The 13,788-nt window shown below is 71.4% G+C and carries 9 protein-coding genes; 6 read left to right on the forward strand and 3 right to left on the reverse strand.

The window, feature by feature from the left end; genetic code table 11:
• Positions 1-214: 214 nt before the first annotated feature.
• Positions 215-2,368 carry a 4-alpha-glucanotransferase gene (gene malQ / locus NR111_RS02890; protein ID WP_256819845.1) on the reverse strand — a complete coding sequence of 718 codons (2,154 nt, stop codon included), beginning with the start codon at positions 2,366-2,368 and terminating at the stop codon, positions 215-217.
• Between the two features lie 137 nt (positions 2,369-2,505).
• Between malQ and NR111_RS02895 the strand changes: the two genes are divergently transcribed.
• The 3 genes from NR111_RS02895 (at position 2,506) to NR111_RS02905 (ending at position 6,581) form a co-directional block, all read left to right on the forward strand.
• Positions 2,506-3,717, forward strand: coding sequence for an acetyl-CoA C-acetyltransferase (locus tag NR111_RS02895; protein ID WP_096905959.1), 1,212 nt, complete (start codon positions 2,506-2,508; stop codon positions 3,715-3,717).
• A 37-nt stretch (positions 3,718-3,754) separates the two neighbouring features.
• Complete coding sequence (locus NR111_RS02900) at positions 3,755-5,944, forward strand: 3-hydroxyacyl-CoA dehydrogenase NAD-binding domain-containing protein (RefSeq protein ID WP_256819846.1); 2,190 nt, start codon at positions 3,755-3,757, stop codon at positions 5,942-5,944.
• A gap of 175 nt (positions 5,945-6,119) precedes the next feature.
• Positions 6,120-6,581, forward strand: coding sequence for a MaoC/PaaZ C-terminal domain-containing protein (locus NR111_RS02905; protein WP_256819847.1), 462 nt, complete (start codon positions 6,120-6,122; stop codon positions 6,579-6,581).
• 50 nt (positions 6,582-6,631) lie between these two features.
• Here the strand turns inward: NR111_RS02905 and NR111_RS02910 are convergent, their stop codons facing one another.
• Both NR111_RS02910 and NR111_RS02915 read right to left on the reverse strand, forming a co-directional pair.
• Positions 6,632-7,783 carry a MalY/PatB family protein gene (locus tag NR111_RS02910; RefSeq protein ID WP_256819848.1) on the reverse strand — a complete coding sequence of 384 codons (1,152 nt, stop codon included), beginning with the start codon at positions 7,781-7,783 and terminating at the stop codon, positions 6,632-6,634.
• 43 nt (positions 7,784-7,826) lie between these two features.
• Complete coding sequence (locus NR111_RS02915) at positions 7,827-8,438, reverse strand: hypothetical protein (RefSeq protein ID WP_256819849.1); 612 nt, start codon at positions 8,436-8,438, stop codon at positions 7,827-7,829.
• Between the two features lie 166 nt (positions 8,439-8,604).
• On the opposite strand from NR111_RS02915, the gene NR111_RS02920 reads away from it, so the two are divergent.
• The 3 genes from NR111_RS02920 to NR111_RS02930 are packed head-to-tail and all read left to right on the forward strand — an operon-like array spanning position 8,605 to position 13,785.
• Positions 8,605-10,041, forward strand: a complete 1,437-nt coding sequence (locus NR111_RS02920; RefSeq protein WP_132063573.1) for a NarK/NasA family nitrate transporter — start codon at positions 8,605-8,607, stop codon at positions 10,039-10,041.
• A gap of 40 nt (positions 10,042-10,081) precedes the next feature.
• Positions 10,082-12,253 carry a molybdopterin oxidoreductase family protein gene (locus tag NR111_RS02925; protein ID WP_256819850.1) on the forward strand — a complete coding sequence of 724 codons (2,172 nt, stop codon included), beginning with the start codon at positions 10,082-10,084 and terminating at the stop codon, positions 12,251-12,253.
• Positions 12,250-13,785 carry an FAD-dependent oxidoreductase gene (locus NR111_RS02930; protein ID WP_256819851.1) on the forward strand — a complete coding sequence of 512 codons (1,536 nt, stop codon included), beginning with the start codon at positions 12,250-12,252 and terminating at the stop codon, positions 13,783-13,785. Before NR111_RS02925 ends, NR111_RS02930 begins: the two co-directional genes overlap by 4 nt.
• Positions 13,786-13,788: the final 3 nt, after the last annotated feature.

Raw genomic sequence — 13,788 nt, forward strand, 5'->3', positions numbered from 1 at the left:
TGGTACTGCACTCGTGAGGGTGTGGGAGAGTAGGTCACCGCCGAACACAACTTCACACGAGAGCCCCGAATCACCCTCACCGGTGACTCGGGGCTCTCGTCATTTCACCCACACCGGCGGACTCGAAGGGTCGTTGCCACACGCGGACCACAGAGCCGACCCACACCAGGCCGACCCGGCCATCAGGCCAGCCCCCACCAGGCCGACCCGGCCATCAGGCCAGCCGACCGCCGGCAGCACCCATCACCCGACGCGCCAACAACGAACCCCGCAACTGCTCCACACCCACCACCTCACCACCGGGACCCGACAACGGCACCCGCCAATTCGGATACTCATCCGACGTCCCCGGAACATTCACCGCACGACGATCACCCACGAGATCCGCCACCGACACGGCGAACAACAGCGACGGCGACTCGGCCACGAATCGGTGCAGTGCCACGACCAGATCATCGGGGGAGTCCCCGTCGAGCAGGCCACGCTCCCGCACGACAGCAGTGAAGGCCTCGATCTCGGCCGCGGCACCACGACGTTCCTCGGCGATGTCGCCCGTCAACTGCCCCAACTCCTCGCGGACATCCACATGGACGAGGTCGGCGTAGCCGGCGGTCGGCGGGAGATCATGGGTCGTCACCGACGCCATACACAACCGTCGATAGTCCTCAGGCGGGATCGGGGCGTCCTCGTCCTGCTCGAACCACATCACGGACGTGCCCAGGATCCCGAGCTCGGACAACGTCTCGCGGACCCCCGGAGCCACCGTTCCCAGGTCCTCGCCCACCACGACCGCGCCGGCCCGTGACGCCTCGAGTGCGAGAACTCCGAGCATCGCCTCGTGGTCATAGTGGACATATGTGCCCTCGGTCGGAGCCGCGCCCCGGGGAATCCACCACAGCCGGAACAGGCCGAGGATGTGATCGATCCGGACGCCGCCTGAATCCCGCAATGCCGCGCGGACGATGTCGCGGAAGGGACGGTAGCCCTCCTCGGCGAGGGCGTCCGGACGGAGCGGCGGCTGCGACCAGTCCTGACCGCGTTGGTTATAGGCGTCCGGGGGGGCACCCACCGAGACCCCACGGGCCAGTGAATGGTGGAGCGACCACGCATCGGCGCCCGTGGGATGGACCCCCACCGCCAGATCGTGCAGGACCCCGAGACGCATCCCCGCGGCAAGGGCCTCGCGCTGGGCGTGCGCCCGCTGCTCCGCGACCAACCACTGCAACCACAGGTGGAAACGGATCTCTTCCGGGTTCTCGTCGGCGTAACCCGCGACGGCCTCCGAGCCCGGATCCCGGAGTTCCTCCGGCCAGGTGGACCAGTCGGGGCCGTGGTCACCGGCCAGCGCGGACCACGTGGCGAAGCCCAGAATCCCGGGCTGCTCATCGACGAACCGGTCGAACGACTCGGCCCGGGCGCGGGCCAGCGGGACCGTGAACAGGATCCGCAACGCCTCGAGCTTCGCGGTCCACGAACTGTCACGATCGATCGTGTCCACAGTGTTGGTCGCAGCCGCGGTGCGGGCCAGGTCATCCACGCGACGGCGATCGGCGGCGGACAGGGCGGAGTACTCCGGCACGAGCTCGGGGCGCAGGTACAGGGGGGAGGCGAACCGGCGGGTCGTCGGGAGATAGGGCGACGGACCGACCGGCACGAACGGCTCACCCGCATGCATGGGGTTGACCAGGATGAAGTCCGCGCCGAAGTCGCGGCTCGCCCACCCGGCGAGGTCCCCGAGGTCGGCCAGATCGCCGACGCCCCAGGACTGTTCCGACCGGACCTGATAGATCTGTGCCGCCAGCCCGACTGCACGGTGCTCCTCGAGTCCGGCGGGCACGGGGATCGCGCGGGGATGGACCAGCAGGGTGCACTCACTGGAGTGGCGGGTGCCGTCCGGGGCTCGGACCACTGCGGTGACGCGATGCCATCCGACGGGCAGATCATCGGGGACCGCCAGAGTGACCCGCTCCATCGCAACCCCGTCGACATCCCGGGCGATCCGGGGTTCGTCGAGGGGGAGCAACGTCGACGGCACGTCGGCGTCCTCGAGAAGGACCTCGACATTCACGATCGCGCCGCGCGGGACGTGGACCGGGCACCCGATGGCGGTGCCCTCACGTGCCACCAGCGTCGGTGGCAGCACACGTCGCCAGGGGCGCAGACGAACAGCGGCGAGCGCCTCACGTTCGGAGACGCCGCCCTCGTCGTCGTCGCCGCCGACCTCGACGCCCATCGCGGCGAGCACCGCGCGCAGGGTCGAGGCCGGGACCTCGCGACGGACGCCGTCGGCGTCCTCGTAACTCGATGCGACGCCGCAGACATCGGCGAGCTCGGCCAGGGCAGGGGATACGGCGTGGTTCTCGGTCACGGGACCCACTGTGCCACCGGAGCGAGCCCAGTGAGTCCCGTGCAGAAACGGACCGCAGTCCGAACCGTCCGGTGGGCACAGCGTAGTGTGAAGCGGAACACGTATCAGCTCGCCCAGAGAAAGGCCGTGGACCACCCATGACCGAGGCATTCATCTACGACGCCATCCGGACTCCGCGAGGCAAGGGCAAGCCTGGCGGCGCTCTGCACGGGGTCAAGCCGATCGACCTGGTCGTCGGCCTCATCGAGGAGATGCGGCGTCGCTTCCCCGATCTCGACGAGAACCGGATCTCCGACATCATCTACGGGATCGTCACCCCGACGGGGGATCAGGGCATGGACCTGCCGCGGATCGCCGCGCTGGCCGCCAAGATGCCCGACACCGTCGCGGGTGTGCAGATCAACCGTTTCTGTGCCTCCGGTCTGACCACGATCAACATGGCAGCGCAGAAGATCCGTTCCGGGTGGGACGAGGTCGTCCTCGCCGGTGGTGTCGAGTCGATGTCCCGGGCGCCGATGGGCTCCGACGGCGGCGCCTGGGCTCTGGACCCGGCCACCAACTACGACACCTACTTCTCCCCGCAGGGGATCGGCGCCGACCTCATCGCCACCCTCGAGGGGTTCACCCGCGAGGACGTGGACCGCTACGCCGAGCGCTCGCAGCGCCTGGCCGCCCGCGCATGGGAAGAGGGGCGCTTCGCCAAGTCCGTCGTGCCCGTCAAGGACATCAACGGCGTCACCATCCTCGACCATGATGAGCACATGCGCCCGGGCACCACCGTCGAGGCCCTGGCCAAGCTCAAGCCGTCCTTCGCCATGGTCGGCGACATGGGCGGATTCGACGCGGTGGCACTGCAGAAGTACCACTGGGTCGAGGAGATCAACCACGTCCACCACGGTGGCAACTCGTCCGGCATCGTCGACGGCGCCGCACTCGTGGTCGTCGGATCGGAGAAGGCCGGGCAGGAGATGGGCATGACCCCGCGCGCCCGCGTCGTCGCCGCGGCCACCTCCGGTGCCGACACCACCATCATGCTGACCGGGCCCACCCCGGCGGCCAAGAAGGCGCTCGCCACCGCCGGCCTGACCCCCGACGACATCGACCTGTGGGAGCTCAACGAGGCCTTCGCCTCCGTCGTGCTGCGCTTCCAGAAGGACATGAACATCCCCGACGAGAAGCTCAACGTCAACGGCGGCGCCATCGCCATGGGGCACCCGCTCGGCGCGACCGGCGCGATGATCACCGGCACGGTGCTCGACGAGCTCGAGCGCACCGGCGGCAAGCGAGCCCTCATCACCCTCTGCGTGGGTGGCGGCATGGGCGTGGCCACCATCATCGAACGCGTCTGACCCGCACCGACACCACAGGCATAGGAGTAGAAAACCAGTGAGCGAAAACATGTTCCGGTGGGAGCAGGACGGCGACGGCATCGTCACCCTCACCATGGACGACCCCGACCACGGCGCCAACACGATGAACGCCCGGTTCATCGACGACTTCTCCGCCACCGTCGACCGCATCGAGGCCGAGAAGGAGTCCATCAAGGGCGTCGTGCTGACGTCCGCCAAGAAGAGCTTCTTCGGCGGCGGCGACCTCAAGTCCATGATCAAGGCCGGTCCCGACCAGGCCGACGAGCTCTTCGAGCGGTCCATGAGCATCAAGGGCCGCATGCGCGCTCTTGAAACCTGCGGCGTTCCGGTCGTGGCCGCCCTCAACGGCGCGGCCCTGGGCGGTGGCCTCGAGCTCGCGCTCGCCTGCCACCACCGCGTCATGGCCGACGCCCGCGGCGCCAAGGTCGGCCTGCCCGAGGTCACCCTCGGGCTGCTGCCGGGCGGCGGCGGCATCGTCCGCACCGTCCGCATGTTCGGCCTCGCGCAGGCCGTGCCCAACATTCTCATGTCCGGCCGGTCCTTCGCCCCGGACAAGGCTCTCAAGGCCGGCCTGGTCGACGAGGTCGTCGAGCCCGAGAAGCTCCTCGACGCAGCCAAGGCCTGGATCAAGACCGACCCCGAGGCGAGCCAACCGTGGGACCGCAAGGGCTGGACCCTGCCCGGCGGCACCATCAGTGACCCGGCGCTGGCCGGCGTCCTGCCGTCCTTCCCGGCGAACATGCGCAAGCAGACCAAGGGCGCACCCTCCCCGGCACCGCGCGCCATCATGGCCGCCGCCGTCGAGGGCTCGCAGGTCGACTTCGCCACCGCCGAGAAGATCGAGGCACGCTACTTCGTGTCCCTCGTCACCGGCCCCATCGCGAAGAACATGATCCAGGCGTTCTTCTTCGACATGCAGCACTGCTCCTCGGGCGGGGCCCGGCCCAAGGCCGCCGACGGCTCGGAGATCCCGCGCACCCAGTTCACGAAGGTCGGTGTCCTCGGCGCCGGCATGATAGGCGCCGGCATCGCGTACGTGTGCGCGAAGGCCGGCATCGAGGTCGTGCTCAAGGACGTCGAGCAGGCCTCCGCCGACAAGGGCAAGGCGTACTCGGAGAGCATCGAGGCCAAGGCCCTCGAGCGCGGTCGCACCACGCAGGAGAAGTCCGACGCCCTGCTCGCCCGCATCACCCCCACGACAGACCCGCAGGCCCTGGCGGGGTGCGACCTCGTGATCGAGGCCGTCTTCGAGTCGCCCGAGCTGAAGAAGAAGGTGTTCCAGGAGATCGAGGACATCGTCGCCCCTGACGCGCTGCTCGGCTCCAACACCTCGACCCTGCCGATCACCGACCTCGCCACGGGCGTCAAGCGGCCCGAGGACTTCATCGGCCTGCACTTCTTCTCGCCCGTCGACAAGATGCAGCTGGTCGAGATCATCAAGGGTGACAAGACCACCCCGGAGACGCTGGCCAAGGCGATCGACCTCACGCTGGCCATCCGCAAGATCCCGATCGTGGTCAACGACTCGCGTGGCTTCTACACCTCACGGGTCATCGGCACGTTCGTCAACGAGGCGATCGGGATGCTGGCCGAGGGCATCGAGCCCGCCACCATCGAGCAGGCCGGCCGCATCGCCGGCTACCCGGCGGCCCCGCTGCAGCTGTCCGACGAGCTGAACCTCAACCTCATGGTCAAGATCCGTCAGGCGACCCGCGACGCCGCAGAGGCCGCTGGTGAGGAGTTCGTCCCCGACGCCGTCGACCAGGTGATCCTCAAGATGGTCGAGGAGCTCGATCGTTCCGGCCGCGCCGCCGGCGCCGGGTTCTACGAGTACGCCGACGGCAAGCGCGCCGGATTGTGGTCGGGCCTCCGCGAGGCGTTCAACACCTCCCCGGACAACGCACCCCCGCTGCAGGATCTCATCGATCGCATGATCTTCGCCGAGGTCCTCGAGACGCAGAAGTGCGTCGACGAGGGCGTGATCGTCGACGACGCGGACGCCAACATCGGCTCCATCATCGGCATCGGATTCCCGGCGTGGACCGGCGGCACCCGCCAGTACGCCAAGAACTACTCCGAGCCGGGAGCCAAGGTTGCCACCGGGTACAAGGGCTTCGTCGCCCGCGCCGACGAGCTGGCCGCCAAGTACGGTGAGCGCTTCTCGCCCACCGAGTCGCTGAAGAAGCTGGCAGCCGAGCAGGGCTGACCTCCTCCCACACGGCCCGTACGGCGGTCGTCCCGGGGATACCGGGGCGACCGCCGTACGAGCATCCCGGCGCGTGCGAACGCCCCGCGGTGTCACGGAACGTGTGCACCACCTCGCACGGGAGGGCGTTCGGGGCCGCTGTTCCTATGGCCGATTCGCAGAAAGGGAATGTGAGATGTCTGGGCTGATCACAGCGGACGATCTGCACAGTGGATATCGGATCCGACTCGGGGAGATGACCCTCTCGGAGGAGGCGATCGTCGACTTCGCGTCCGAGTGGGATCCCCAGTGGTTCCACACGGACCCGGCCGCCGCTGCGACCGGGCACCACGGAGGCGTGATCGCCAGCGGCATCCACACCCTGGCGATCCTCCAGAAGCTCAGCGTGGAGGCGTTCTACTCACGGTCGGCCGTGATCGCCGGGCGCGGATTCGACCGCCTGCGCTTCACCGCCCCGGTGCGTCCGGGCGCCACGCTGAGTGGCACGGCCACCGTGACCGAGGTGAGCCTCGACGAGGCGAGGGGGCGGGTTGGGATGGACATCGAGATGCACGATCAGGACGCGCGGACCGTCCTCACCGCCACGATGACGGTGTTCCTGTGGCGCCGCGGCCACGGTGGCGCCGCCGGCGGGTGACGGCGGGGCCGGACCCGAACCCGATCCGCGCGAGCGCGTGGAATCCGGCGTCAGCCGCGCTCTGCGGCGACCCGGCCCATCCGCACGAACGCCTCGGTGAGCAGCTCGGCGGAGCAGGCGAAGTTCACCCGGGCGAAGCCCTCGCCCTCCGTGCCGAACGCCGGCCCGGGGCTGAGCGCCACCCGCCCCTCGTCGAGGAACGCCGCGGCCGGGTCGTCGCCCAGGCCCGGGTAGCCGCGCAGGTCGATCCATGCCACGAACCCGGCGTCGGGCCGACGCCACCGCGCGCGGGGAAGGTGCTCGGCCAGCAGCTGCTCCATCAGATCGAGGTTCGACGCGAGCGCGGAACGCAGCTCATCGAGCCAGTCCAGGGACCCGGTCAACGCGGCCTCCGCGGCCAACGCCCCGAAGTGCCCCACGGCGCCCGACAGCGCCGAGCGCCGGACGTGGAACCGCTCCGGGTTGCCGTTGATCACGAACGCGCACTTGAGTCCGGCGAGGTTGAACGCCTTGGACGCCGACGAGATGGCCAGCCCCACCTCGCGCGCGGTGTCGGAGGCGGCCAGGAACGAGGTGAAATCGACTCCCGGCGTGGCCAGGGGCGCCCAGATCTCGTCGGAGACCACCACGGCGTCGTGCCGCGCGGCCAGGTCGGCGAGCTCGGCCAACTCTGCCTGGCCGTGAAGAACGCCCGTGGGGTTGTGCGGGTGACTGAGCAGCACGGCCCGGGCCCCGTCTGCCAGAGCCTGCTCGATGCCCGCCAGGTCCAGGCGCGGGTCCTCGCCGTCGTGGTCGACCAGGGGCACCGCGACCGGCGTCATCCCCACGCGCCGGATCCACGGTCCGAACGGCATGTACACAGGCGGCGTGTACACCACGCCGCTCCCGGCCGGGATGGTCCGGGCGAGGGTCTCCCGCACGCCCACGCCGACGTCGTTGACCGGCACAACCGAGTCCTCCGGCACGTCGTACCCGAAGCGCGAGTAGTACCGCGCGCACACACCGGCGAGGCGCTCGATCTCGGCGAAGTAGCCGGTGTCGCCGTCCGCCACCGCGGCGGCGAGGCGCTCCCGGATCGCCGGGGCGAGCAGGACGTCGGTCTCGGCCACGAACAGCGGCAGGACGTCCTCGGGGTAGGCCACCCACTTCTGGCTCCGCCGTCTACGCAGCTCGGACTCGGGGACATCCAGGGGGAACGGCACGGCGGTGGATCCTTTCGCAGCGGGTTCGACCGTCCCAGGTTACTCAGCTGCCGGGCACGAACCCCGGGTGCACCCACACGTCGAAGTCCCGGGAGTCGGCGCCGAACGGGGAGAGCGGCATCAGCGAGACCCACGTGGTGGTAGTCGAGCCGGGGACGGTGCCGGCGGGGATTCCGATACCGCCCGACGTGGTGGGCCATTCCCGCTCGTAGGCCAGGTCGTAGGCGCCCCGGACGCTCCCGTCGGCCGCGGACCCCGTCGATCCGGTGATCACGTCCGAGAGCACCGTGATGCGGTGGAGCCGGTGCGGCGTCCCCGAGGGGTCGCGTTGCCAACAGTCCGATCCCTGGGACACGTAGTTCGAGCACCAGATCTCCGTGTCCGTGCCGAACGGGGAGAGTACGCGCATGGGTGCTCCGTTCGGGGCCCAGAACTGCGGATCCGACGGCGCGACGGCGTAGGGCCAGTACGAGAGCTCGGCCCATCCGAACGGGCCGTCGGTGGCGGGTGGGAACGGGCGGTCGGCGGGCCAGGCGGGATCGTCGAGTGACTGGGCGAGGGCGGCGGGCGCGGTCGCGAGGGGGCCGAGCAGCGGCGTGGCCAGGATGACCGCGGCGAGAGCGACGCGGCGGAGTCGTGTGACGGTGCGTGACATGGACCCAGTCGACCACGCGAGCGGCACCCTCACAGGCCGAACCGCCAGACGTGAGTACACCGTGACGGGACCGTCACGACGGGTAGCGCAGGGGAAACAGCGGATTCCTACGGTGGCGTGGCACAGGGCGCCGGCGGGGCGCCCGCTACCGGGGAGAGGTGAAGCGATGACGCGCTCGCACGTGATCGAGGACTGGGATCCGGAGGACACGGCCCAGTGGGAATCCGGGGGCCGGCGCACCGCGATGCGCAATCTGTACTGGTCGGTGTTCGCCGAGCACGTGGGGTTCTCGGTGTGGACCCTGTTCGCCGTGATGGTGCTGTTCATGCCCACGGACGTCTACGGCCTGGACGCGCCGGACAAGTTCCTGGTCTCCGCGGTGGTCACCCTCACCGGCGCGTTCCTGCGCATCCCCTACACGCTGGCCACCGCGACCTTCGGCGGCCGCAACTGGACCATGTTCTCCGCGTTCGTGCTGCTCATCCCGGCGGGGGCGATGCTGTGGATCATGGCCAATCCCGGGCAGCCGCTGTGGCTGTACCTGGTGGTGGGCGCCCTCGCGGGCCTGGGCGGCGCCAACTTCGCCTCGTCCATGACCAACATCAACGCCTTCTTCCCGCAGCGCATGAAGGGCTGGGCGCTGGGCCTCAACGCGGGCGGCGGCAACCTGGGCGTGGCCACCATCCAGGTGGTGGGGCTCGTGGTGATCGCCGCGGCCGGAAACCGCTCGCCGCACTGGGTGATCGCGGTGTACCTGGTCCTGCTGGTGGTCGCGGGCATCGGCGCGGCATGCAAGATGGACAACCTCGAACACCACACCGTGGACGTGACGAGCATGCGCGACGTGGCAGGCGACCGCGACGGCTGGGTGCTGTCCCTGCTCTACATCGGTACCTTCGGCTCGTTCATCGGGTTCAGTTTCGCCTTCGGGCAGATGCTCACCATGACCTTCACCGGTAACGGGCAGTCCCCGGCCGACGCCGCTCTCCACGCCGCGCAGATCACCTTTCTCGGCCCGCTGCTGGGCTCGTTGACCCGCATGCTGGGCGGCCGCCTGTCCGACCGCTTCGGCGGTGCCCGGGTCACCCTGGTGACCTTCCTCGGCATGGCCGCGACGACGGTGGCGCTGATCGTCACCTCGAGCATGCAGGCGGCCGACGGCGGCCGACTGTCCGGCGGCGCGCTGGTGTTGTTCTTCGCGGCGTTCCTCACCCTGTTCGCGCTCACCGGGATGGGCAACGCCTCGGTCTACAAGATGATCCCCACCGTCTACGAGGCCCGTAGCCGCGGCCTGGACCTGCCGGAGGCCGCCCGGGCGGCGTGGTCGCGTGCGCATTCGGGCGCCCTCATCGGGGTCGCCGGCGCGGTCGGCGCGTTCGGCGGGTTCCTCATCAACATGACCCTGCGCAGCTCCTACCAGTCGTCGGGGTCCGCGACCTGGGCGTTCGTGGCGTTCACGGTCTTCTACGTGGTGGCGGCGCTCGTCACGCGGGCGGTGTACCTCCGGCGTCCGACCGCCGCGCCGACGGGGGCCGGGGCCGCGGCATCCCGCACCGCGTCGGAACAGGGCCGGGCCGCACGTCCGGTGCCGGCCGCGCGCTGACCGACGGGGACGAGGGGACGACGACGACGAGGAGAGCACCATGACGACCGTTCGCAGCAGCCCGGAGGTGCCGAACCTGACGACGGTGCCCGAGCCCGTTGAGGCGGGCCCCGGCGGGGACCGGCCCACCCACACGCACTGCCCGTACTGCGCCCTGCAGTGCGCGATGACGGTGACGCCGGCGGCGGACCCGGCCGAGGCGGTCGAGGTGGCGCCCGCGTGGTTCCCCACCAACCGTGGCGGGCTGTGCCGTAAGGGGTGGACGTCGGGAGAGCTGCTCGATCACCCGGGCCGACTCACCACCCCGCTCATCCGTCACGACGGGCGATTGGAGCCGTGCGACTGGGACACCGCCCTGGACCGCGTGACCGAGGGGATCCGCCGTGCGCAGGCCGCGGGCGGGCCCGACGGGGTGGCCGTGTTCGGCGGGGGCGGCCTGACCAACGAGAAGGCCTACCAGCTGGGCAAGTTCACCCGGCTCGCGCTGGGCAGCCGGCTCATCGACTACAACGGCCGCTGGTGCATGTCCAGCGCCGCGGCGGCTGCGAACCGCAGCTTCGGACTCGACCGCGGGCTGCCGTTCCCCGTCACCGACCTCACCGACGCCCGGGCCGTGATGCTCATCGGTGCCAACCCCGCCGACACGATGCCGCCGTTCCTCCAGCACCTCGACACGGCAGCACGCACCGGCGGGCTCGTCGTGGCCGACCCCCGGCTCAGCGCGACCGCGCGGCGCGCCCTCGACGGGGGCGGCGTGCACCTGCGCCTGCGCCCCGGCACCGACGCGGCTCTCGCGTTGGGACTGCTGCACCTCGTCGTCGTCACCGGCGCGGTCGACACGCAGTACATCGCCGAGCGGACCAGCGGATTCTCCGACGCGTGGGCGCACGCCGCCGCCTGGCTCCCCGACCGCACCGAGCGCGTCACCGGCGTCTCGGTCGCCCACCTCGAGCGGGCGGTCGCCCTGCTCGCCGATGCCCGCGACGCCGGGGCGGGGTCGTACATCCTCACCGCCCGGGGCGCCGAGCAGCATGCCGACGGCACCGCCGTGGTGGGCGCCGCGATCGCACTCGCCCTCGCGTTGGGTCTGCCGGGGCGGAGGGGGAGCGGCTACGGCACCCTCACCGGGCAGGGAAACGGCCAGGGCGGCCGCGAGCACGGGCAGAAGGCCGATCAGCTTCCCGGGTACCGGATGATCACCGACCCCGCCGCCCGCGCGCACGTCGCCGGGGTGTGGGGAGTGGACCCGGAGCAGATCCCCGGGCCGGGTCTGTCGGCGTTCGAACTGCTCGACTCGCTCGGCGGGCCGGGCGGGCCCACCGCGATGCTGCTCCACGCTTCCAACCCGGTGGTCTCCGCGCCCGACGCCGACCGGGTGGCCGAGCGGCTACGCGCGCTGGACACGCTGGTCGTGGCCGACTTCGTCCTCTCGGAGACCGCCGCGCTGGCCGACGTCGTCCTGCCCGTGCCCCAGTGGGCGGAGGAGGAGGGCACGCTCACCAGTCTCGAGGGCCGGGTGCTGCGGCGACGCCGGTCCGTCACCCCGCCCGCCGGCGTGCGCGACGAACTGTGGATCTGGCACGAACTCGCCCGCCGCCTGGACCGCGGACCCGAGCGGTTCCCGCCCGACGCTCGCGCGGTGTTCGGCGAGCTCGCCCGCGCCTCCGCCGGCGGCAAGGCCGACTACTCGGCGATCGACTGGGACCGACTCGACGCCGGCGAGGCACTCCACTGGCCGTGCGGCGCCGACTCGCCGGACGGCACGCCCCGCCTGTTCCTCGACCGCTTCGCCACGCCCGACGGCCGCGCCCGGTTCGTCGTGGACGAACCGCGCGCACCCGCCGAACCACCCGACGCCCAGTTCCCGCTGCTCGGCACCACCGGCCGCCTGCTCGCGCACTACCAGTCGGGCGCCCAGACCCGGCGGGTCGCCGAGCTCGCCGGCGCCGAACCGGACATGTGGGTGCAGGTCCACCCCGTCGTGGCACGCGCGGCCGGCCTGGTCGACGGCGAAGCGGCGCGCATCGTGTCGCGGCGGGGCGCGGTCGAGGCCGTGATCCGCTGCGACGAGGACATGCGCACCGACACCGTCTTCCTGCCGTTCCACTTCCCGGGCGACGGCCGGGCCAACCTGCTCACCCTGCCGGAGCTCGACCCGCACAGCCGGATGCCCGAGTTCAAGGTGTGCGCGGTCCGGCTGGAGGCGGCATGAGCGCGCGCCGCGTCGTCGTGGTGGGCGCTGGGATGGCCGCCGCCCGGCTCGCGGAGGAACTGCGCGTCGGCGAGCCGGACCCGGAGCGGTTGTCGGTGACCGTGCTGGGCGCGGAACCGGAGGAACCGTACAACCGGATCATGCTGTCCCACGCCGTCGCGGCCCGGCCGGTCGCCGCCCCCGACGCGCCTGCAGCGGCCCCGCCGGTCGTCGCGCCTGCGGCGGCCCCCGCAGCCCCCGCCGCCGTCGCGCCCGCGCCGGTTTCCCGACTCAAACCCGTCGGGTGGTGGGAGCGTCACCACATCACGGTCCGGACTTCTACACCTGTCGCGGCGATCGACCGCGCCTGCCGCGAGGTGGAACTCGCCGACGGCGAACGCGTCGGCTACGACCACCTGGTCCTGGCCACGGGAGCCGCACCCCGCATCCCGCCCGTCGACGGCATCCGCGGCCCGGGCCGTGGTCTGGCGCCCGGCGCGTTCACCCTCCGGGATGCCGCGGGCCAGCGAGAACTGACCGCTCATCTCGCGGCCCACCCGGGCCCTGTCGCGGTCGTCGGTGCGGGCTTCATCGGTCTGGAGATCGCCTGCGCACTCGCCGGGGCGGGGCACGACGTCGTCGTCGTCCACCCCCGCGGCCGGCCCATGAACGGGTGCCTCGACGCCGGCGCCGGCGCCGTACTGGTCCGCGCCCTCGCCGCGCTCGGGGTGCGGGTGCTGACCGGCGTGCGCGCCACGCGGTGGGACGGGGCCACCCTGACGCTCGACGACGGCGAGGTGCGCTGCCGGACCGTCGTACTCACCGCCGGGTCCGCGCCGCGGACAGACCTCGCACGCGACGCCGGGCTGGAGGTGGGCCACGGCGTGGTCGTCGACGACGAGCTGGCCACCAGCGATCCCGCCATCTCCGCGATCGGCGACTGCGCGCAGCACCGGGGCGTCGTCAGCGGACTGGTCGCACCCGCCTGGGACCAGGCCGTGGCGCTGGCCGCCCGGCTCAGCGGCGCGGACCCGCAGGCGAGATACCTCGGGGGCGCGGAGGTGACCAGGCTCAAGGCCCACGGGCTCGACGTGGTCGCCCTGGGCTCGCTCGCGACCGACGTCTACGGATCGCGGTGCCCCGACACCGGTGCGCCCATCGAGGTCACGACCCTGAGCGAACCCGCCCGCGGCCGGTATGCGCGCGTCGACGTGGCGGGGGGACGGGTGGTGGGGGCGGCGCTGGTGGGGCACCCGGAGCCCGTCGGGACACTGACGCAGCTGTTCGAGAACGCTCTTCCCGTGCCGGACGACGTCGTGTCGGTGGTGCTGGGACGCGCCGAGGCGGTGGCCGCACAGACCCCGTCGACGATGCCGGCCGCGGCGGTGGTCTGCCGCTGCAACGGTGTGAGCAAGGGGGACCTGGTCGCGGCCTGGGCCGACGGCGCGCGCGACAACGATGCCCTGGCGCAGCGGACCCGCGCCGGGACGGGCTGCGGTGGGTGCTCGTCGGCGGTCGACGGGATATGCGGATGGCTACAGGAGGCTGGATGACGG

The organism is Dietzia sp. Die43 (assembly GCF_024519835.1).
GTDB lineage: Bacteria > Actinomycetota > Actinomycetes > Mycobacteriales > Mycobacteriaceae > Dietzia > Dietzia kunjamensis.

Excerpts from the sequence above, each read along its gene's own strand:
- NR111_RS02895 (WP_096905959.1), top strand. The coding sequence starts at position 2,506 with ATGACCGAGGCATTCATCTACGACGCCATCCGGACTCCGCGAGGCAAG.
- NR111_RS02905 (WP_256819847.1), top strand. The coding sequence starts at position 6,120 with ATGTCTGGGCTGATCACAGCGGACGATCTGCACAGTGGATATCGGATC.
- NR111_RS02915 (WP_256819849.1), bottom strand. The coding sequence starts at position 8,438 with ATGTCACGCACCGTCACACGACTCCGCCGCGTCGCTCTCGCCGCGGTC.
- NR111_RS02920 (WP_132063573.1), top strand. The coding sequence starts at position 8,605 with ATGACGCGCTCGCACGTGATCGAGGACTGGGATCCGGAGGACACGGCC.
- NR111_RS02925 (WP_256819850.1), top strand. The coding sequence starts at position 10,082 with ATGACGACCGTTCGCAGCAGCCCGGAGGTGCCGAACCTGACGACGGTG.
- NR111_RS02930 (WP_256819851.1), top strand. The coding sequence starts at position 12,250 with ATGAGCGCGCGCCGCGTCGTCGTGGTGGGCGCTGGGATGGCCGCCGCC.